This window comes from Anaeromyxobacter sp. Red801, assembly GCF_049201065.2.
Taxonomy (GTDB): Bacteria; Myxococcota; Myxococcia; order Myxococcales; family Anaeromyxobacteraceae; genus Anaeromyxobacter.
Genome location: NZ_CM181236.1, coordinates 4,050,450 through 4,068,900, shown reverse-complemented (window position 1 = coordinate 4,068,900; position 18,451 = coordinate 4,050,450). Strand labels below are relative to the sequence as shown.

Genomic DNA, 18,451 nt, shown 5'->3' with positions numbered 1-18,451 from the left:
CCGCGCGCCAGCGTGCGCGCAGCCGGGCGCCTCGCGGCCGGGGCTCGACGGAGGGGCGGCGCCGTCAGTCGCCGGCGGGCGAGAGCACGAACTCGCGCACCACCGGCAGGTCCTGCAGCGTCGCGGCCAGCCGGGAGAAGTTGCGCGCGTCGGAGGTGCGGACCGTCATCCGGTACTCCACGCAGCGCCCCTCGTCGGTGAGCCGCCACGACATCGAGCTCACCTTGCAGCCGTGGCGCGCGAGGAGCTCGCGCACCGCGTCCTCGCCGAGCGCGTCGCCGCGGTCGAAGCGCAGGCGGTGGGCGGCGTACTGGTGCGCGGGCAGGCGCGCCTCGATCAGCCGGAACCCGGAGAGCACGCCCAGCGTCAGCACGGTCGCGGCGAGCGCGGGGAAGTACATGCCGCTGCCCACCATCACGCCGATGGCGGAGGTGATCCAGATGGACGCCGCGGTGGTGAGGCCGCGGACGGTGATCCCCTCCTTGAAGATCACGCCGGCGCCGAGGAAGCCGATGCCGGTCATGATGCCCTGCGCCATGCGCGTGGGGTCGAGCCGCACCGTCTCGGCGGAGGGGAACCACCGCTGCTGGTACAGCGTCAGCAGCATGAGGAGGCTCGACGCGAGGCACACGAGCGCGTGCGTCCGGAACCCCGCCGGGCGCCCGTGGTACGAGCGCTCGATGCCGATCGCGCCGCCCACCACGAGCGCGACGCACAGGTGGCCCAGGATGCGGAGGTTCTCGGCGTCGAACGCGGGCGTCACGCCCGAAGGTTCGCCCCTCGGGCGGCCGGGCGCAAGCTCGCGACCCGCCCGCCGCGCCCGCCGCGCCGGTCCCGGGCGCGGCTCAGCCGAACAGCGCCGCCCAGGCCGAGATGAGCCCGAACACGAAGAACAGGCCGGCCGCCGCCCAGCGGATGCGCGCCGAGGAGACGCGCGCGGCGAGCTTCTCGCCCAGGAACACCGCCAGCCCGTCCGCCGCGAGCATGCCCAGCGTCGTGCCCGCGGTGACCCGGATCACGTCGCCGTAGCGGGCGGCGAGCGCCACCGTGGCGAGCTGCGTCTTGTCCCCCATCTCGGCGAGGAAGAAGAGGACGGCGGTGGTGAGGAACGCGCCGAAGCGCTCCGGCCCCTTCGACGCCTCGAGCGAGTCCGGGCGCAGCGTCCAGATGCCGAACAGCAGGAACGTGAGCGCGAGCACGCCGGCCAGCATGCGGGCCGGCACGTTCGCCGAGATCCACGCGCCGAGCGACGAGGCCAGGCCGTGGTTCGCGAGCGTCGCCACCAGGATGCCGGCCATGATGGGCCAGGGCTTCCGGAAGCGCGTGGCGAGCGAGAACGCGAGGAGCTGGGTCTTGTCGCCCATCTCGCTCGCGGCGACGAGCAGGAACGATCCGAGGATGGATTCCATGGTGGGCCGCGCGGGCGGGGAGCGCACGGATACCGGACCGGCGCGGGCGGGTCAAAGCCTATCGGCGGCCGCTGGCGCCACGCGCGCGGGGGTGCTAGATGCGGGGGTCCGCCGTGCCCGCACGCCGTGTCCTGATCGCCGCCTGCCTGGCGCTCGCCTGGCCGCAGCCCGACGCCGCTGCGGATCCCCGGCCGCCTCCGCCCGCCGCCGGCGGCGAGGCCGCGACCGCGGCGCCCGTGCCCGCGGTGGCCGCGGACGCGCCCGCCGCGACGGCGGCGACGCTCCCGGCCTCGGTGCTGCCGCCGCCCCCGCCGCCCTCGCTCTCGCCCCGCCTGGCGCCGCGCTCGCTGCCGCGCGGCGCGAACGTGTTCCTCCCCGCGGCCGAGTCGGCCGCGGTGACGCTGGTGATGATGGGCTGGAACCGCTGGGTGGGCGAGGCGCCCTGGGCCGACATCTCCGGCGACTCCATCTCCCGCAACCTCCGCAGCGCCTGGGTGCTCGACGACGACCAGTTCTGGATCAACCAGTTCGGCCACCCGTACCAGGGCATGTGGTCGATGACCGCGGCGCGCAGCGCCGGCCTCGGCTTCTGGCGCTCGACGCCGTACACCTTCGCCTCCAGCCTGATCTGGGAGATCGCCGGCGAGACCGAGCCGCCCTCGATCAACGACCAGATCACCACGCCCATCGGCGGCATCGTGCTCGGCGAGGTGCTGTTCCGCCTCGCGGGCATGCTGCGCGGCGACGGCCGCAACCCGTGGCGCGAGGTCGGGGCCGCGCTGCTCGCGCCCATGGACGCGATCAACCACGGCGTGCTCCGCGACGGCCACGACGAGCTGGACGAGCCGCGCGCGTGGACGCTCTCCGCCGGGCCGGTGGCGGCGCGCCTGGCGTGGGACGCGGCGGGACCGCCGCCGGGCTGGGAGACCTCGCCCGAGGTGGCGTTCCGGATGGTGCACGGGCTCGCGTGGCACCCGGCGTTCCGCTTCGAGCGGCCGTTCGACCACTTCGAGCTGCAGGCGGCGTACGCCGGCCGCTCCAACCCCGACGCGACCCTGATCCTGCGCGGCCTGCTGGCGGGCGCCACCTACGGCGACCCGGCCGGCTGGCGCGGCGTCTACGGGCTGTACGGGAGCTTCGACCTGGACACGCCGGGCGTGTTCCGCGTGTCCACCAGCGCGCTCGGCCTCGGCACCTCCGGCGGCCGCCTCCTCGCGCACGACCTGCTGGTCGAGGGCACCGCGATCGTCTCCGGGATCCTCATGGGCGGCGGCGGGCAGGTGGCGCGCGACGCCGAGGGGAAGGGGCGCGACTACCGCCTCGGCCCGGGCGGCCAGTCGGTGCTGGAGCTGCAGCTCACCGCCGCGGGCCGCGCCGCGGTGCGCCTGGGCCTGCGCCACTACCTCCTCTTCGGAGCCGGGGCGATCGGCGGCGACGAGCTCATCGGCGCCGGCGACGCCGCGGTGGTGGTGCGCATCGCCGGCGAGCACGGGCTGGGCATCGAGGGCACGCTCCACACCCGCACCCTCTGGCCCGAGGTCGGGGGCCGCGAGGCGTTCACCGGGCGCAGCGTGCGCGTGTTCTGGGAGATGAACGGCTTCCACGCACCGGCCGCCCCGCTCGACCCGGCGCTGCTCGGCCCGTGACCCGGGCCGCCGGGCGGGATCCCGCGGCGGCCACGACCGTCGGGAATCCGTGGGGGCCCGCACCGACGGGCGGGTGCGCGGTGCCGGAGTAACGGAAAACCCGCCGATCACCGGAGGGTTGCGGCTGGCAGCGCCCTTGCTACATGGACCGGTGAACCCCACGCTCTCCGGAGTCTTCCGCCGTGCCGAGCCAGCCCGTCATCTCCCGCCAGGCCCCCGCCGCCGCGCCGGCGAAGCGCCGCTCGATGCTGCCGCACGAGCACGGCGCCTGGGGCCAGCTCGCCATGCCGCTCCTCACCGCGCTCGCCATCGCCCGGCCCGGCGCCGCCGCCTGGCTGCTCACGGCCGCGGTGGTGCTCGCGTTCGTGGCGCACGAGCCGCTCCTGGTCGTGCTCGGGCAGCGGGGCCGCCGCGCCGTCGCCGAGGACGGCGCGCGCGCCCGCCGCTGGCTCGCCGCGCTGGGCGCGCTCGCCGCCGCCACCGGGCTCGCCGGCATCGCGCTCGCGCCGCCCGCCGCGCGCCTCGCGCTCCTGCTCCCGGCCGCGCTCGCCGCGCTGGTGGGCGTGCTGGTGTGGCGCCGGCTCGAGAAGACGGCCGCCGGCGAGATCACGGTGGCCGCCGCGCTCGCCTCCGCCGGCTACGCCGTGGCGCTCGCCGCCGGCGCCGAGCACCCCGCCGCGCTCGCCGCGCTGCTCGCCTGGATCCTGGCGTTCGGGGCGGCCACGCTCGCGGTGCAGGTGATCCTGGTGCGCGTCCGCTCGAAGGGCGCCGCCGACCCGGGCCGCCGCCACGCGGTGTTGGCCGGCCTGCTCGCGGTCGCGGCCGTGGCGCTCAGCGCCGCGGGCCTGCCCGGCGCGCTCGCGCTCGCCACGCTCCCCACCGCGCTCTTCTCGATCGTGGTGTGCCTCGTGCGCGTCTCGCCGAAGCGGCTGCGCGAGCTGGGCTGGGCGCTGGTGGGCGTCGGCGGTGACGCTCGTCATCCTGGTGGTCGGGCTCCGCTGAAGCGCGCGCGGCGCGTGTCCGCCCGCCGTGCGATCCTGGCGGCGTGATCCCGCCCCGCCGCCCGCTCCTCGCGCTCTGCTGCCTGGCCCTGGCGCTCGCCGCGCCCTCCGACGCCCGCGCCCGGCGCGGCCGGTCCGCCCGCGCCGCCGAGGGGCGGGTGGTGCTCGACGGCGAGGCCGCCGCGGTGCGCTGGACCGACGGCGACACCTTCCGGCTCGTCTCCGGCCCGCGCGCGGGCCAGCGCGCGCGCCTCGCCGGCGTGAACACGCTCGAGACGTACGGGCCGGTGCACCGCTGGGGCGGCTGGCGGCCGGAGGCGCTGCTCGCCGTCGCGCGCGCCGCCGGGCCGCGCGCGGCGGCCGGGACCTGGGACTGCCGGAGCGTGCGCGGGCGGGGCGGGCGCGACCGCTACGGCCGGCTGCTGGTGGAGTGCCCCGAGCTGTCGCGCACGCTGGTGCGCGAGGGGCTCGCGACGGTGTTCGCGATGGACGGGCCCGCCGATCCCGCGCTGCTCGCGGCGCAGCGCGAGGCGCAGCGCGCCGGGGCCGGCATGTGGGCGGAGGGCGTGCCGGACGTGATCGTCTCGAGCGCGCACTCGGAGGGCGAGGCCGGGCTGGGGCGGCGCGGCGCGTACGACCGGCTGGTGGACGCGCGCACCGGCGCGGCCACGGCGCGGCCGCACGCGCGGACGTACCGGGCCTGCGAGGAGGTGTGCGCCGGGGAGGGCCGCGGGCGCTCGTGCCTGGTCTACGTCCCGTACGAGCGCCGCTTCCGCGACCGCCCGCCCTGCCTGGTCCGCCGCTGAGCCGCGCCCGCGGGCCCCGGGCTTGATCCTCGGCGCGATCGACGTCACCCACCGTGTAGCGGGTCGGCGCACGCTCGCTCGTTCGGGCCTACCCGGATAGGCCTTGCCTCTGGCGGGTACGGATGGAAGGACTGTGGCGAGGCGCCCGACCGGGCGCCGGGAGCACGGACATGATCGAAGCGCACGCCTGGAACGAGAAGCTCGACCTCGGCCACGAGGCCATGGATCACGAGCACCACCTGCAGATCGCGCTCGTCACCGCGCTGACGGAGGCCATCGAGCAGGCCCGCCCCTGGATGGCCCGGCAGCTCTCGGCCCAGCTCGTGTCGTACAGCGGCGTCCACTTCGGCAGCGAGGAGATGCTCATGCAGGCGAGCGCGTTCGCCGGGCTCGCCGACCACGCCTCGGAGCACCGCACCCTCCTCGAGGCGATGCACGAGATCCAGGGCGCGCTGGAGCGCGGCGAGGACGATCTCGCGCTCGCGTTCGCGGTGGAGCTGCGCGCCGGCCTGGCCGGCCACATGGCGGGCTCCGACCGCCGCCTCGCCGATCACGTCCGCCCCGCGCAGCCGGCGGGCGCCGTGGTGATCCCCTTCCGCTGACCCGGCGCGCGGGCGAGCCCCGCGCCCGCGGCTACTCCGTGTCGTGCACGTGGAAGTGCGCGTGCACCTCGGCCCCGTGCGCGTGCACGTGCCGGTGCGCCAGCCCGCTCTCCACCAGCGCCCGCTCGTCGCGCACGAGCGCGGCGGTGGGGCCGTCGTGCAGCACGCCGGCGCGCTCCGGCCCGAGCAGCACCGCCCGCGTGCCCAGCTCCTCCGCCAGCGTGAGGTGGTGCGTGGAGGTGACGACGGTCGTCCCCTCCAGCCCGGCCAGGAAGTCCACCAGCCGCCCGGCGCTGGCGGGATCGAGGCCGGCGGTGGGCTCGTCGAGCAGCAGCACCTTCGGCCCGACCGCCATGAGCGCCGCCATCGCCACCCGCTTCTTCTCGCCGCCGGAGAGCTCGAACGGCGGCCGCTCCCGCAGCGCCTCCAGGCCGAAGGCGCCGGCCCAGCGCGCCACGCGCGCCTCGACCTCCGGCTCGGGGACGCCGAGCTGCCGCGGGCCGAACGCGATCTCGTCGGCGACCGACGGGTTGAACAGCATCGCGTCCACGTTCTGGAACAGGAGCCCCACCTCGCCGCGGAACGCGCGCCGGAACGCCGCCCCGGCGAGCGCCGCCGCGTCGAGCGCGCGCCCGCGCCAGCGCACCGCGCCCTCCTGCGGGAACGCGAGCCCGTCCATGAGCTTGAGGAGCGTGGTCTTGCCGCAGCCGTTCACGCCGAGCAGCACCACCCGCTCGCCCGCGGCCACCGAGAACCGGATGTCGCGCAGCACCGGCCGGCCGCGCAGCTCCATCCGCCGGACGTCCACCTCGAATTCCACGGCTAGAACCCCCGGGAGCGCATGGCGTCGGACACCTCGCGCGCGTTCCGCACCGCGAGCACCAGCAGCGCGGCGGTGATGCCGCTCGCGTTCCGCACCACGTCGAGCGGCCCGGGCCGGCGCGGGAGCCGGCTGCGCAGGCCGTCGGCGGACTCGGTGGCGAGCAGGCGCAGCGCGTGGATCTGCGCGAGCGCGATCACCACCAGCCGCGTCGCCGCCGGCCAGGGCGCGAGCGCGCGCAGGAGGTTCACGCGGGCGAGCACCGAGAACGCCAGGAACGCGAGCAGGAGCGTGCGGGCGGCGAGCGCCAGGAACGGCTCGAGCGGCGGCGCGACCGGCGCGCCCAGGCGGAGGAAGGCCCAGGACAGCGCGGACATCGTGAGCGTGACCGGCAGCACCAGCCGCGCCACCCGCCCGAGCGCGCGGGGCAGCCCGCGCCGGAACGCGACGGCGGCCGCCAGCGCCGCGAGCCCCAGCGCGCGCAGGTCGGTCACCGCCGAGAGCGCGAACGCCGCGGCGAGCCAGCCGCAGAGCAGGAGCCGCTCGCGGCGCGGGTCAGGCGAGGCCACGGAGATCCGCCCTCCGGAGGAGCGCCAGCGCGAGCACCGTGTAGAGGCCCTCCACCAGGCCCGTCACCGCCAGGCTGGGCGCGAGCAGCGCCGTCGCCGACACCGCGAACGGCACCGGGAAGTACTCCGGCGCGACCCGGTGCTGGAGCCCGAGCACGAGCGCGACCGCCCCGGCCGCCACCTGCATCGAGACCCAGGCGCCCAGGAACGCGGCGGCGCGCCCGGCGCGGCGCCGCAGCAGCCGGTGCACGGCCCAGCCGGCGAGCGGGCCGAGGAGGCCCATGGCGAGCGCGTTCACCGCGAGCACGGTGACGCCGCCCGCCCCGAAGAACAGCGCCTGGAGCAGCAGCACCAGCGACTCGCACAGGAACGCGAGCAGCGGGCCGTAGAGGATCGCGAGCAGCGTCACGCCGACGAGGTGCGTGGAGGTGCCGCCCGGCACCGGGATGGCGATGGTCTGCACCACGAACGCGAGCGCGGTGAGCGCGCCCACCACCGGCAGCGCGTCGGCGGCGTCGCGCCCGAGGTGGCGCCGCGCGGCGAGCGCCCAGAGCGGCGCCGCGACCGCGTAGGCGGGCAGCGTGATGGCGGGCGAGAGGAAGCCGTCCGGGACGTGCATCGGCTAGCCCCCCACGAGCCAGGAGAGCGCGAGCGTGGCGCGGAACCGCTCCAGGCCCTCCGAGCCCTGCTGCTCGGGCCGCTCGTCGAGCGCGGTGGCCGCCGCGCGCCGCACGCCGAGCGCCGCGGAGAGGCGCCCCACGAAGACCCGAACGCCCGCCCCGGCGTACAGCACCCGCCCGCCCGACGCGCGGAGCGGGACCATGGCCCCGCCCTCGCCCTCCTCGCGGTCGCGCCGCAGGTCGAGGCCGTTCAGCTCGCCGGAGAGATCGAGCCGGAGGCCAGGCCGCGCCAGCGCGCGCCACACCAGCGCGGCGTTCACCCGCGTCTCGGCGCCGAAGCGGTAGCGACCGGCCTCGTAGCGGTGCGTGAGGAACCACTGGCGGCTCGCGTCGGCGAGGAAGGTGAGGTCGTCGCCGAGCTGCTTCAGCGCGGCCACGCCGGCCACCGGGCTGGGCTCGCCGAACCCGGTCTGCATGTCCGGCTCGAGGCGCGCCCCCCGGTCGTCTCGTGCGCCGGTGGTCCCGAGCGGCAGCGTGCTCGAGGCCCACGCGGAGAAGTGCCAGTCGGCGAGGTCGTCCAGGCTCTCGCGCTCCGGCACGAGCCGCAGGCCGTCGTCCCACTTCAGGCCGAGCGCCAGCATGAGCGACGGATCGCCGGCCCCGGCGTTGCGGCCGACGCCGTCCTGCTCCTTCACGCTCAGCGGCTGGAACGCGTATGCGGTGAGCCAGGGGGTGATCCCGTAGCCGATCGCGAGGGTGCCGAACGCGCTGTGGTCCTTGTTCTCGGGGCGGGCCCAGGCGAAGCGCTGGTACGGCACCCACTCCCCCCGCGCGAGCACGAGCAGGCTTCGCTCCGGCAGCGGGAGCGCCGAGGTCGTCTCCAGCGCGGCGCCCGGCCCCTCGGGGCCGGCGAGCCCGACGGCCGCGACGCCGTGGTGCGCCGCGGCGCGGTCGGGCACGGCGGCTGCGACGGCGGCGGTGGCGAGCGCGAGCGCCGCGGTCCTCGCCCGCCGCCTCAAGACCGGGCTCCCTTCCGGCGCTGCCAGGCGAACAGCGCCGCGAAGATCGCGGCGATCACCGCGACGCCGAGCAGCGGGCGCAGCACGAACCCGGCGCCCGGGCCGGCCGGCGGCCCGCCCTGCGCAGCCGGGACCTGCACCATCGCGTCGAGCCCGTGCCCGCCCGCGTCCACCACCTTGACGCGCCACGCGCCCGGCACGTCCGGCACGAACGCGATCCAGCCGGCGCGGTCGGTGCGCCCCTTCTGCCAGGGCACGCGCGGGTCGGAGGGGGACCACAGCTCGTACGCCTGGTACGCGAGCGGCTCGCCGTCCGCGTAGTAGACGCGCAGGCCGGCGGCGTGGCCCGGCGCCAGCTCGTGCAGCACCTCGTGGCCGCGCGCGGCCCCCGGGGCGAGCGCCAGCGCCAGCGCCAGCGCGGCGGCGCGGATCACGGGGCCACCTCGAACGAGAGGCTCGCCTCGAGCACCTGCGACTCCGCCCTCGGCGAGGCGAGCGGCCGCCGCAGCGACGCGCTCACCACCGTGGTCCCGGTCGCGCGCAGGCGGAGCCGCAGCTCGCCCTTCGAGTCGGTGAGGCCCAGCCCGTGGTGGCCGAGCGCCACCGCGGCGCCCGGCGCGGGGGCGCCGCCGGCGAGCACGCGGACCGCGACCTTGTCGCCCTTCCGCGCGCGGGAGAGGTCCGTCACGGGCACGAGCTCGAGCGGCTCCGCGAGCGCCGCCCCGGCGGCCGGCGCGCCGGGGTCGATCCACTTCGCGAGCTGGATCGCCTCCCAGGAGCGGACCGCGTCCGGGACCTCGTCGCGCGGCCGCTCCACCTGGCCGTCGGGCGTCAGCGACCAGAACGCCGGGCGGAGCGCGACCGTCACCACCGCGCACGGGCCCGGGATGCGGACCTCGGCGGGCGCGAACGCGGCGCGCGCGCGGGCGTCGACGGCCGGGCCGGGCCCGGGTCCCGGAAGGCACCGGATCGCCGTCACCCGCGCCGCGTCGATGGGCTGCGGCGCGCCGGGGTGGCCGGCGCGCAGCACCACCGCCGCGCCCTCGCGAGCGAGCCACAGCTCATGGGCGCCAGCGGCCGCGGGCCCGAGCAGCGCCGCGAGCAGGGCTGCCGGGCGGGCGAGGCGGGCGGGAAGGGCGGCAGGCATGATGGGCGACGCTCCCGGCGCGCCGGGCGCCCCGGCGCGTAGCACGATTCCGAGGAGCGTGATACTGGAGTCCCGCGGCGGGGTCAACCGGACGGGTTGACGCAACCGCGAGCGTCGTCAGCGGAGGTCGTGCCCGGCGGTGGCCGGCACGAGCTTGCCGTACTTGACGCCCTTGGTCGCGACCAGGCTCTCGCCCATCGCGACCACGTCCTTGCCGCGCCCGCGCAGCACCAGCACCTCGAGGCAGTTGTGCGCGTCCATGTGGACGTGCAGCGCCGAGACCACCGCGCGGTGGTTCTCGTGCTGGATGTGCGCGAGCTTCTGCGCCAGGCTGGAGGAGTCGTGGTCGTAGACCAGCGTCACCACCGCCACGCGCTCCTCGCGCCCGGACGACTCGGTGAACGCGCGCTGCACCAGCGCGTCGCGGATGAGGTCGCGGACCGCCTCCGAGCGGTTGACGTAGCCCTTCTCGGCGATGAGCTTGTCGAACTGCTCGAGCAGCCCGTCCTCGAGCGAGATCCCGATGCGCTCCAGCATGTGGCCTCCGTGCGCGCCGACGCTACCGGAGGGCGGCCCCGCCCACAACTGCGCCGCGCCGGGGCGGGCCGCGGGCGCGGCGCCGTGTTACCTCCCAGGCCATGACGCCGCCCGCCCGTCCCCCGCTCCGGCTCGCCGTGGTCGGCCACGTCGAGCACGTCACCATCGGCCGCGTGCCGGCGCTGCCGCGCGCCGGCGAGATCGCGCACCTCGAGGCGCCGCGCTGGTTCCCGGGCGGCGGGGGCGGGGTCGCGTTCTGGCAGCTCGCCCGCTCGCCGGCCGAGGTGCTGCTGTTCACCGCCGTCGGCGACGACGAGGCCGGCGCGCAGGTGGAGCGGGCGCTCGCCGCGAGCGGGGCGCGGGTGAGCGTGCACGCGGCCCGCCGGGCCGAGCCGCACACCCGCGACCTCGTGCTGCTCACGCCGGACGGCGAGCGGACCATCGTCGTGGTGGGCGAGCCGCTGCACCCGCGCGCCGACGACCCGCTGCCCTGGGGCGCGCTGGCCGGCTGCGACGCCGCCTACTTCACCGCCCAGGATCCCGCCGCGCTCCGCGCCGCCCGCGCGGCGCGCCTGCTGGTGGTCACCGCCCGCCGCCGCGAGGCGCTGGCCCGGTCCGGCGTCGCCGCCGACGTGGTGGTGGGGAGCCGGCTCGACGCGCGCGAGGTGAGCGCGCGCGCCGACTACCCGGTCCCGCCCGGCGCGCTGGTGCTGACCGAGGGCGCCGCCGGCGGGACGATCGAGACGGCCGCCGGGGTGGAGCGCTTCCCGGCGCCGCCCGCGCCCGAGGCCGTCGGCGGCGCGTACGGCGCGGGCGACAGCTTCGCCGGCGCGCTCGTGTTCCTCCTCGCGGCCGGGCTGCCGCTCGGCGACGCCTGCACGGCGGCGGGCCGCCACGGGGCGGCGGTGCTGCGCGCGGTGGACCCGCGCGACGGCCAGCTCCCGCTGGAGGCGCCGTGAGCGGGGCGCGGCGGGATCGCCCGCGGGTGCTCTTCGCGCCGGGCGCCGGCGCGGCGTCCACGTCGGCGTGGATGGAGCGCTGGGCCGCGCACCTCTCGGCGATCGGCGAGGTGGCGCGCTTCGACTACCCGTACCGGCTCGCCGGGCGCCGCTCGCCGGACCGGCTGCCGGTGCTCGTCGAGGCGCACCGCGCCGCGCTCCGGGCCCTGCGCGGCCGCTCGCGGCGGCCGGTGGTGCTGGCGGGAAAGTCGATGGGCTCGCGCGTCGGCTGCCACCTCGCGCTCGAGGAGGAGGTCGCGGCGCTCGTGTGCCTCGGGTACCCGCTGCGCGGCGCCTCCGGCACGCTCCGCGACGAGGTGCTGCTCGCGCTGCGCACGCCCGTCCTGTTCGTGCAGGGGACGCGCGATCCGCTCTGCCCGCTCGACGCGCTCGAGGCCGTGCGCCGCCGCATGCGCGCGCCGAGCGCGCTGCACGTGGTGGAGGACGGGAACCACTCGCTCGAGGCCGGCGTGCGCGCGCTCGCGGCGCGCGGCACCACGCAGGCCGAGGTCGAGGCCCGCGCCCTGGACGCGGTGCGCGCGTTCCTCGCCGGGCACCTCCGCTGAACGGGCGCTGTACCGGCCCGTACGCGCGGGCGTACCATCCGGTACACCCGGGGCGCTCCGGGGGGCGCAACCCCGCGAGATCCGGTGCGGCACGCGGGTTGCTCTGACATCGGGTCGAGCCGCATGTCGCGGCGGAGTGAGGACACCATGAAGCGATGGATCATCGGAGCCGCAGCGGCGCTGCTCGCCTCCGGCGCCGCCCGCGCGCAGACCACCCCGACCACCGACCCGGTCCAGCAGCAGGATCGCGACCGCCTGCACGACGGCACGGGGACCGGCGATCAGGTGCGGCAGCACGACCGGCTGCACGACGGCACCGCCACCGGCGATCAGGCTCGGCAGCACGATCGCCTGCACGACGGCAGCGGGATCGGCGACCAGGTCCGGCAGATGGCGAAGGACCCGGCGCACCGGTCCGACCCGACCGCCATGGGCGACCAGGTCCGCGAGATGGCGCAGGACCGCGACCGGCTGCACGACGGCACCGGCACCGGCGACCAGACCCGCGCCCGGATGCACGACCAGGTCCGCGCCGAGATGCACGACGCGATGATGCAGCACGCGCCCACCGGCGCCGGCCGCCCCGAGCTGCCGGGCCAGGCGATGCAGGGCATCGCGCAGCGCAACAGCGCAGAGATGCGCGAGATGCAGGCCACCCGCGCGGCCGAGCGGCACGCGCTCCGCCACCAGGCCGGCCAGGCCGCGACGCAGCGGCCGGAGGGCGCGCAGGGTCAGCACGGCGCCGGCCACGGCGCGGGCATGAACGGCGCGGGCGAGTGCGGCGACGCCGCCGGTGCGCAGCGGATGATGCAGATGCACGGCGGGACCATGGGCGGCCACGGCGGCATGGACGGCGGCTCCGGGACCGGCGGCGGCACCGGCGGCGGCATGGGCGGCGGGCCCGGCGGGATGCACTGAGCGGTGCGGCCGTGAGCACGCACGCCCTGATCCTCCTCGGACTCGCGCTCGCGGCCGGCGCGGACGCCGGCGAGCACCTGCTCGCCGGCGCACGCCATTTCCGCGAGGGGCGCTACACCGAGGCGCTGGTGGAGTTCCGGGTCGCCGAGCGGATGGGCGATCCGGACGCGCGGCCCTACGCCGGCGCGACGCTGGTGAAGCTGGGCCGTCCCGAGGAGGCGCTCGAGGCGTTCGGCACCGGCGCCGCCGCGGGCGGCGACGCGCTCATCGCCTACTACCGCGCGCTGGCCTGCTACGACGCGCGCCTGTACCTCTGCGCCGACGCGCAGCTCGCCGGCGTCGGCGAGCGCTCCGGGCCGCGGGTGGCCGGGGAGGCGGCGCGGCTCCGCGCCGAGATCGCCCGCGCGCTGCGCGGGGAGCCCTCCACCGCCGCGGTGGACTTCTACCTGGCGCGCTGCGAGGCGCTGGGCCGGGATCGCCACCCCGCCGCCGCCGCCGCGTTCTGCCGCGAGGCGGAGGGGCTCTCCGGCAAGCGCCGCGACCGCTACCGCCGCGACGAGGCCCGGAAGCTGCTCGCCGGGCTGACCACCCGCGCCGACGCGGCGGAGGCGCGCCCATGATCGCCGCCCTGCTGCTCGCGGCCGCCGCCGCGGCCGCCTCGCCCTGCGCGCCGGTCGCCGCCGCCGGCGCGGCCGATCCCTCCGCCGCGGCCGAGTACCGGGCGGTGGCGGAGGCGGCGCTCGGCGCGGGCGACCGCGACACCGCCGCCGCCGCGTTCCGCGCGGCCGCCGAGCGCGATCCCGCCGACGCGCGCTCGCGCGCCGGGCTGGCCGAGCTGTGCGCGGCCGGGCCGGCGGGCGCGGATCCGTTCGAGGAGGGGCTGCGGCTCCTCGACGCCGGCGAGACCCGCCGGGCCGCCGAGGCGTTCGCGGCCGCGCGCGCCGCCGGGGCCGGGGAGTCCGCGGCGCTGCTGGAGGGCATCTGCCGCTACGACCTCGGCCAGGACGACGCGGCGCGGCCGCTGCTGCGCGAGGCCGAGCGGGTGCCCGCGCACCGCGAGCTGGCGCGGCTCTACCTGGGCCTGGTGGCGCTCCGCGCCGGCGAGGGCTCGCAGGCGGCGTCGCTGTTCGAGGCCGCCACCGCGAACCCGGCGCTGGCCCGCATGGCGACCGACCTGTCGCGGCTCGCCAGCCGCGACGGGCGGCTGGTGCTCTCGGCCTGGGCCGAGAGCGGCTGGGACTCCAACGTGACGCTCGCGCCCCCGGGCTCGGCGGGCAGCGGCGACGCCGACGGCATCTGGGCGGTGGGCGCGGCGGGGCTGTGGCGGCCGCGGGGCGCGGTGGGGCCGTACCTGCGCCTCGGCGGCGCCGCGAACGAGCAGTTCCAGCTCGGCGGCTACGACCTGGCCGCCCTGGACGGCGCGGCCGGCTGGCAGGCGCGCGCCGGCGCGGTGTCGCTGCTCGCGGAGTACGCGTACGGCTACCGGACGCTCGCCGGCGATCCGTACCTCTCCGCGCACCGGCTGCTCGCCTCCGCGGGCGTGCCGATGGGCCCGGCGGTGCTCTCGGCGACCGCCTTCGTCCGGCTCGAGTCGTACTCGGGCGCGTACGACCCGTTCTCGGGCGTGCTCGCCCGCGGCGAGGCGAAGCTGGCGTTCCCGGTGGGCCTGGCGTGGCTCGGGCTCGCCTACGGCGCGGGCCGCGACGCGGCCGACGTCGGCTACCTGTCCTGGGTGGAGCACGGCCCCCGCGCCGAGCTGCGCCTGCCGCTCGGCACGCGCGCGCGCCTCGCCGCGGAGGCGGGCGTGTCCTTCCGCGCGTACGACGCGCAGGACCCGGTGCTCCTCGACACCCGCCGCGACACCTACCTCGACGCCGCGCTGCTCGGGGAGCTGGACCTCGGGCGCCGGCTCACCGCGCGCCTGGGCCTGCAGGCCCGCCGCGCGCTGTCCAGCATCCCCTCGCTCGAGTACGACAAGCTCGTGCCGACCGTCGGGCTACAGTGGACGGCGGGGTACTGATGGTCCGCGCGCTCGCGCCGCTGCTCGCCGGCCTGCTGGGCCTGGCCGGCGCGCTCGGCGCGACGCTCGCGCTGCACCGCGCGGCCTCCGCCGCGCTGGACCGCGTGCTGGAGGAGCGGCTCGCCGGCGCGGGCGCGACCGCCGCCGAGCTGCTCGGGCGCGCCGGCGCCGATCCGGCCGCGCTGCGGGCGGTCATGGCGGCGAACGGGCTGGAGGGCGCCTACGTGGTGGACCGCGAGCTCCGCGTGCTCGCCGACGCGACCGGCGCGGCCGGCGGCCGGGCCGACCTGCTCCGGGTGGATCCGGCGCGGGTGGCGCGCGCGCTCCGGGGCGAGCCGTCGGTCGCGTTCGCCTACGCGGTCGGCAACCTCCCGGTCGCCACCGGCTACTTCCCGGTGCGCGGGCCGGACGGGGCGCCGGCGGCCGCGCTGGCGCTGGAGGCGGGGCAGGGCTTCGCCGCCGCGCGCGCCGGGCTGCGCCGGGCGCTGTGGCTCGGGGTGGCGCTGTCGGCGCTGGCCGCGCTCGCGCTGGCGCTGGCGGCGGCGGGGTTCGCGCGGGCGGAGCGGCGCTCGGCCGCGGCGGCGGCGCGGGCCGCGCGCGGCGAGGCGCTCGCGACCATGGCCGCCATGGTGGCGCACGAGATCCGCAACCCGCTCGGCGTCATCCGCGGCGCGGCCGAGCTGGTCCGGGCGCGCTCCGGGGCCGCGCTCGCGCCGCGCGACGCCGAGGCGCTGGGCGACGTGCTCGGCGAGGTGGAGCGGCTGCGCCGGCTCACCGACGACTTCCTGGACCTGGCGCGCGATCCCGCCATCGCGGCCGAGCCGGCCGACCTCGCCGAGCTCGCCGCCGACGCGGCGCGCGCGCTGGGCCGCGCCCACCCGGCGGTCGAGGTGGCGCTCTCGGTGCCGCCGCTCCGGGTGCGCGCCGACGCGGCGCGGGTGCGCCAGGTGCTCGCGAACCTGCTCGAGAACGCGGCGCTGGCCGGGGCGCGGCGGGTGGCGGTCACCGCCGGCCCCGCCGGCCCCATGGCGCGGCTGGAGGTGCGCGACGACGGGCCGGGGGTGGACGCGGCCCTGCGCGCGCGCCTGTTCGAGCCGTTCGCGAGCGGACGGGCCCGCGGCGCCGGCCTGGGGCTGGCCATCTCCCGGCGCATCGCCGAGCGGCACGGCGGCGCGCTCGAGCTCGCCGACCCGGGCCCGCCCGGCGCGGCCTTCGCGCTCACCCTGCCGCTCGAGCCCGGATAGGATCGCCGCATGTCCCGCGTGCTGGTGGTGGACGACGAGCCCAAGCTCGGCCGCTTCGTGCAGGAGATGCTGGAGCTGGACGGGCACGAGGTGGTGCGCGCCGGCGGCGGGGCCGAGGCGCTGGCGCGGCTCGGCGAGGGCGCGTTCGACGTGGTGGTGACCGACCTGCGCATGCCGCAGGTGGACGGGCTGGCGGTGCTGCGGGCCGCCCGCGCGCGCACGCCGCCGCCCGAGGTGGTGATGATGACCGCGCACGGCTCGGCCGAGAGCGCGGTCGAGGCGATGAAGGCGGGCGCGGCCGACTACGTCACGAAGCCGTTCCCCATGGACGAGCTGCGGCTGCGGGTGCGGCGCCTGGCCGAGCAGCGCGCCGCCGCGGCCCGGAGCGCCGGGCTGGTGGCGCGGCTCGCCCCGGACCTGGTGGCGGAGAGCGCGGGGATGCGCGCCGCGGTGGCGGCCGCCGAGCAGGTGGCGGCCACCGACGCGACCGTGCTCCTGCTCGGCGAGAGCGGCACCGGGAAGAGCCAGCTCGCGCGGCTCGTCCACTGGCGGAGCAAGCGCGCCGCCGGGCCGCTGGTCGAGGTGCACTGCGCGGCGCTGCCCGACACGCTGCTCGAGGGCGAGCTGTTCGGCCACGAGCGCGGCGCGTTCACCGGCGCGGCGCAGCGCCGGCCCGGCCACCTGGCCGCCGCCGACGGCGGGACGCTGTTCCTCGACGAGATCGGCGAGATCCCGCCGTCCACGCAGGTGAAGCTGCTCCGCTTCCTGCAGGACCGCAGCTTCGTGCCGCTCGGCGCGACCGCCCCGCGGACGGTGGACGCGCGGGTGGTGGCGGCGACCAACCGCGACCTCGCCGCGGCGGTCGCCGAGGGCGCCTTCCGCGAGGACCTCTACTACCGGCTCGACGTCTTCGCGATCCGCGTGCCGCCGCTGCGCGAGCGCCGCGAGGACGTGCTCCCCATCGCGGAGCGCCACCTGGCCGGCCACGGCGTGCCGCCGGAGCGGCTCGGCCCGGCGGCCCGCGCGCGCCTGCTGGAGCGCCCGTGGCCGGGCAACGTCCGCGAGCTGGAGAACGCGCTCGAGCGCGCGCTCATCCTGGCGGGCGACGGCGAGATCCGCGCCGAGCACGTCGCCCCCGGCGCGGCGCCGCGGGCCGGCGGTCGCGCCGCCGACGTGCTGGTGGAGGGCTTCGGCCTCGACGCGTTCGAGCGCGAGGTGATCGAGGCGGCGCTGGAGCGCGCCGGCGGGAACAAGACCCGCGCCGCGCGGCTGCTCGGGGTCACCCGGCGCCGCCTGTACTCGCTGCTCGCGAGCCACGGCCTCGCGGTGGAGGGCGGCGAGGGCTGAAGCGCTACCCGCCGCTCGTGGCCGCCGGCTTCGCGCCGAGCAGCGTGGCGAGGTCGCCGGGGTAGACCTTGCCGCCGTACACGTAGCTCGGGGTCCCGCGCACGCCGGCCTGGATGGCGCTCTCGATGTCGTCGGCGAGGCGCTTCTCGGTCTCCGGCGAGGAGAGGCACGCGTCGAAGCGCGGCACGTCGAGGCCGATCCGCCGGGCCAGCTCCCGCACCGGCGCCTTCTCCGCCTGGTTCCGGAACAGCGCGTCGTCCATCTGCTCGAAGCGGCCCTGCGCCTCGGCGCAGATGGCGGCGCGGGCGAGGTCGCAGGCGCCCACGTGGAAGGGCCGGGTGAGCTTCGGGTTGCAGGTGTCGTCGAGCGGGAAGTGGCGCCGCACCACCTTCACGTCGGGCCGGGACGCGAGGATGGGCTTGTTGGCCTCGTGGCTCCTGGCGCAGAACGGGCACTCGTAGTCGCTGTACTCGTAGAGCACGATCGAGCCGGGCGGGCCGAGCTTCGCGGCCGGCGCCGCGGCGGCGGGCGCGCCCGCGGACGCGGGCGGCGGGCCGGCGTAGAAGGCGAACAGGCCGCCGGAGGCGGCGAGGAGCACGAGCGCGGCGGTGGCGGACGCGAGCGGGCGCGCGCGCAGCGCGGCCACGTCCGCCCGGATCGCGGCGGCGGGGCCGCCGGCGCGCCGCGCCAGCGCGAACGCGCAGCCGGCGAGCGCGAACGAGACCAGCCACGAGCCCGCGCACACGATGCAGAGCGAGCCGATCACCAGCTCGGAGATGGCCGCGAGGAACACCGCCCCCGCCGCCATGAAGGTCGACGCGGCGAGCAGGAGCCCGGCCGGCCAGCCCGCCTCCGCGCGCGGCCGGCGCAGCGCCGAGACGGCGAGCGCGGCGATGACGAGGTACGCCAGGAGGCCCCAGGCCGCGAGGGGCACCCCGAGCAGCGACGACCAGGCGCTCAGGGCCACCTTGTCGCAGTTCACCCGCTCGGAGATGGCGCAGAAGCTGGAGGCGCCGCCGGCGTGGGCGCGGCCGTGCAGGAGGGTCAGCTCGGCGGCGAGGCCGGCGCCGGCCAGCGCCAGCACGAGGATGGCGAGCTCGAGCGCGCGCGAGCGGGCGGGGGTCCCCCCGCGATCGGGCTGCTTGCCCCTGGAGGTGTCGGGTACGTGGGGTGCGGGCACGG

The 18,451-nt window shown here is 78.2% G+C and carries 21 protein-coding genes; 11 read left to right on the top strand and 10 right to left on the bottom strand.

Translation table 11 applies throughout. The features are described 5' to 3' along the window. Positions 1–64: 64 nt before the first annotated feature. Together ACOQFB_RS18790 and ACOQFB_RS18785 are read right to left on the bottom strand one after the other, a co-directional pair. The gene (locus tag ACOQFB_RS18790; protein ID WP_059439377.1) at positions 65–763 is read right to left on the bottom strand and encodes an MgtC/SapB family protein; all 699 of its coding nucleotides are present in this window, start codon (positions 761–763) and stop codon (positions 65–67) included. A gap of 82 nt (positions 764–845) precedes the next feature. Then, positions 846–1,409 (bottom strand): TMEM165/GDT1 family protein, encoded by a 564-nt coding sequence (locus tag ACOQFB_RS18785; RefSeq protein ID WP_059439376.1) that lies wholly within the window; start codon positions 1,407–1,409, stop codon positions 846–848. Between the two features lie 113 nt (positions 1,410–1,522). Between ACOQFB_RS18785 and ACOQFB_RS18780 the strand changes: the two genes are divergently transcribed. The 4 genes from ACOQFB_RS18780 to ACOQFB_RS18765 all read left to right on the top strand — a co-directional run bounded on the left by ACOQFB_RS18780 (position 1,523) and on the right by ACOQFB_RS18765 (position 5,464). Continuing rightward, a complete protein-coding gene (locus tag ACOQFB_RS18780) occupies positions 1,523–3,055 on the top strand; it encodes a DUF3943 domain-containing protein (protein ID WP_421609079.1) in 1,533 nt (510 codons plus the stop codon). Between the two features lie 182 nt (positions 3,056–3,237). Further along, positions 3,238–4,104: a YwiC-like family protein gene (locus ACOQFB_RS18775; protein ID WP_494492313.1), complete on the top strand. Its 867-nt coding sequence runs from the start codon at positions 3,238–3,240 to the stop codon at positions 4,102–4,104. Beyond that, positions 4,101–4,862: a thermonuclease family protein gene (locus tag ACOQFB_RS18770; protein WP_421609077.1), complete on the top strand. Its 762-nt coding sequence runs from the start codon at positions 4,101–4,103 to the stop codon at positions 4,860–4,862. Before ACOQFB_RS18775 ends, ACOQFB_RS18770 begins: the two co-directional genes overlap by 4 nt. 170 nt (positions 4,863–5,032) lie before the next feature. Further along, on the top strand, positions 5,033–5,464 hold the full coding sequence (locus ACOQFB_RS18765; protein ID WP_059438967.1) for a bacteriohemerythrin: 432 nt from the start codon (positions 5,033–5,035) through the stop codon (positions 5,462–5,464). 31 nt (positions 5,465–5,495) lie between these two features. On the opposite strand, the gene ACOQFB_RS18760 is transcribed toward ACOQFB_RS18765, so the two are convergent. From ACOQFB_RS18760 to nikR, 7 genes are all read right to left on the bottom strand, one after another. Then, on the bottom strand, positions 5,496–6,284 hold the full coding sequence (locus ACOQFB_RS18760; protein WP_421609076.1) for an energy-coupling factor ABC transporter ATP-binding protein: 789 nt from the start codon (positions 6,282–6,284) through the stop codon (positions 5,496–5,498). A 2-nt stretch (positions 6,285–6,286) separates the two neighbouring features. Further along, positions 6,287–6,853, bottom strand: a complete 567-nt coding sequence (locus ACOQFB_RS18755) for a hypothetical protein (RefSeq protein ID WP_421609075.1) — start codon at positions 6,851–6,853, stop codon at positions 6,287–6,289. Beyond that, a complete protein-coding gene (locus ACOQFB_RS18750; RefSeq protein WP_059438965.1) occupies positions 6,840–7,472 on the bottom strand; it encodes an energy-coupling factor ABC transporter permease in 633 nt (210 codons plus the stop codon). Before ACOQFB_RS18750 ends, ACOQFB_RS18755 begins: the two co-directional genes overlap by 14 nt. Positions 7,473–7,475: 3 nt before the next feature. Continuing rightward, positions 7,476–8,492, bottom strand: a complete 1,017-nt coding sequence (locus tag ACOQFB_RS18745; protein ID WP_421609074.1) for a hypothetical protein — start codon at positions 8,490–8,492, stop codon at positions 7,476–7,478. Next, positions 8,489–8,926: a DUF4198 domain-containing protein gene (locus ACOQFB_RS18740; RefSeq protein WP_237758143.1), complete on the bottom strand. Its 438-nt coding sequence runs from the start codon at positions 8,924–8,926 to the stop codon at positions 8,489–8,491. Before ACOQFB_RS18740 ends, ACOQFB_RS18745 begins: the two co-directional genes overlap by 4 nt. Beyond that, on the bottom strand, positions 8,923–9,639 hold the full coding sequence (locus tag ACOQFB_RS18735) for a DUF4198 domain-containing protein (protein WP_421609073.1): 717 nt from the start codon (positions 9,637–9,639) through the stop codon (positions 8,923–8,925). Before ACOQFB_RS18735 ends, ACOQFB_RS18740 begins: the two co-directional genes overlap by 4 nt. 117 nt (positions 9,640–9,756) lie before the next feature. After that, positions 9,757–10,176, bottom strand: a complete 420-nt coding sequence (gene nikR / locus ACOQFB_RS18730; RefSeq protein ID WP_011419556.1) for a nickel-responsive transcriptional regulator NikR — start codon at positions 10,174–10,176, stop codon at positions 9,757–9,759. 101 nt (positions 10,177–10,277) lie between these two features. On the opposite strand from nikR, the gene ACOQFB_RS18725 reads away from it, so the two are divergent. The 7 genes from ACOQFB_RS18725 (at position 10,278) to ACOQFB_RS18695 (ending at position 17,269) form a co-directional block, all read left to right on the top strand. Continuing rightward, a complete protein-coding gene (locus ACOQFB_RS18725) occupies positions 10,278–11,135 on the top strand; it encodes a PfkB family carbohydrate kinase (RefSeq protein ID WP_421609072.1) in 858 nt (285 codons plus the stop codon). Further along, complete coding sequence (locus ACOQFB_RS18720) at positions 11,132–11,740, top strand: alpha/beta hydrolase family protein (protein ID WP_059438961.1); 609 nt, start codon at positions 11,132–11,134, stop codon at positions 11,738–11,740. Before ACOQFB_RS18725 ends, ACOQFB_RS18720 begins: the two co-directional genes overlap by 4 nt. Before the next feature lie 147 nt (positions 11,741–11,887). Beyond that, the gene (locus tag ACOQFB_RS18715) at positions 11,888–12,658 is read left to right on the top strand and encodes a hypothetical protein (protein ID WP_421609071.1); all 771 of its coding nucleotides are present in this window, start codon (positions 11,888–11,890) and stop codon (positions 12,656–12,658) included. A gap of 11 nt (positions 12,659–12,669) precedes the next feature. Then, the gene (locus ACOQFB_RS18710; RefSeq protein WP_421609070.1) at positions 12,670–13,278 is read left to right on the top strand and encodes a hypothetical protein; all 609 of its coding nucleotides are present in this window, start codon (positions 12,670–12,672) and stop codon (positions 13,276–13,278) included. Then, the gene (locus tag ACOQFB_RS18705) at positions 13,275–14,678 is read left to right on the top strand and encodes a hypothetical protein (protein WP_421609069.1); all 1,404 of its coding nucleotides are present in this window, start codon (positions 13,275–13,277) and stop codon (positions 14,676–14,678) included. Before ACOQFB_RS18710 ends, ACOQFB_RS18705 begins: the two co-directional genes overlap by 4 nt. Continuing rightward, entirely contained in the window at positions 14,678–15,922 is a 1,245-nt protein-coding gene (locus tag ACOQFB_RS18700; RefSeq protein WP_421609068.1) for a sensor histidine kinase, read from the top strand. The genes ACOQFB_RS18705 and ACOQFB_RS18700 overlap by 1 nt, the downstream gene beginning before the upstream one ends. A gap of 9 nt (positions 15,923–15,931) precedes the next feature. After that, a complete protein-coding gene (locus ACOQFB_RS18695) occupies positions 15,932–17,269 on the top strand; it encodes a sigma-54-dependent transcriptional regulator (protein ID WP_421609067.1) in 1,338 nt (445 codons plus the stop codon). A gap of 4 nt (positions 17,270–17,273) precedes the next feature. Here the strand turns inward: ACOQFB_RS18695 and ACOQFB_RS18690 are convergent, their stop codons facing one another. After that, complete coding sequence (locus tag ACOQFB_RS18690; protein WP_421609066.1) at positions 17,274–18,449, bottom strand: vitamin K epoxide reductase/DsbA family protein; 1,176 nt, start codon at positions 18,447–18,449, stop codon at positions 17,274–17,276. Positions 18,450–18,451 lie beyond the last annotated feature (2 nt).

Excerpts from the sequence above, each read along its gene's own strand:
- ACOQFB_RS18735 (WP_421609073.1), bottom strand. The coding sequence starts at position 9,639 with ATGCCTGCCGCCCTTCCCGCCCGCCTCGCCCGCCCGGCAGCCCTGCTC.
- ACOQFB_RS18765 (WP_059438967.1), top strand. The coding sequence starts at position 5,033 with ATGATCGAAGCGCACGCCTGGAACGAGAAGCTCGACCTCGGCCACGAG.
- ACOQFB_RS18705 (WP_421609069.1), top strand. The coding sequence starts at position 13,275 with ATGATCGCCGCCCTGCTGCTCGCGGCCGCCGCCGCGGCCGCCTCGCCC.
- ACOQFB_RS18715 (WP_421609071.1), top strand. The coding sequence starts at position 11,888 with ATGAAGCGATGGATCATCGGAGCCGCAGCGGCGCTGCTCGCCTCCGGC.
- ACOQFB_RS18695 (WP_421609067.1), top strand. The coding sequence starts at position 15,932 with ATGTCCCGCGTGCTGGTGGTGGACGACGAGCCCAAGCTCGGCCGCTTC.
- ACOQFB_RS18785 (WP_059439376.1), bottom strand. The coding sequence starts at position 1,409 with ATGGAATCCATCCTCGGATCGTTCCTGCTCGTCGCCGCGAGCGAGATG.
- ACOQFB_RS18725 (WP_421609072.1), top strand. The coding sequence starts at position 10,278 with ATGACGCCGCCCGCCCGTCCCCCGCTCCGGCTCGCCGTGGTCGGCCAC.
- ACOQFB_RS18750 (WP_059438965.1), bottom strand. The coding sequence starts at position 7,472 with ATGCACGTCCCGGACGGCTTCCTCTCGCCCGCCATCACGCTGCCCGCC.
- nikR (WP_011419556.1), bottom strand. The coding sequence starts at position 10,176 with ATGCTGGAGCGCATCGGGATCTCGCTCGAGGACGGGCTGCTCGAGCAG.
- ACOQFB_RS18700 (WP_421609068.1), top strand. The coding sequence starts at position 14,678 with ATGGTCCGCGCGCTCGCGCCGCTGCTCGCCGGCCTGCTGGGCCTGGCC.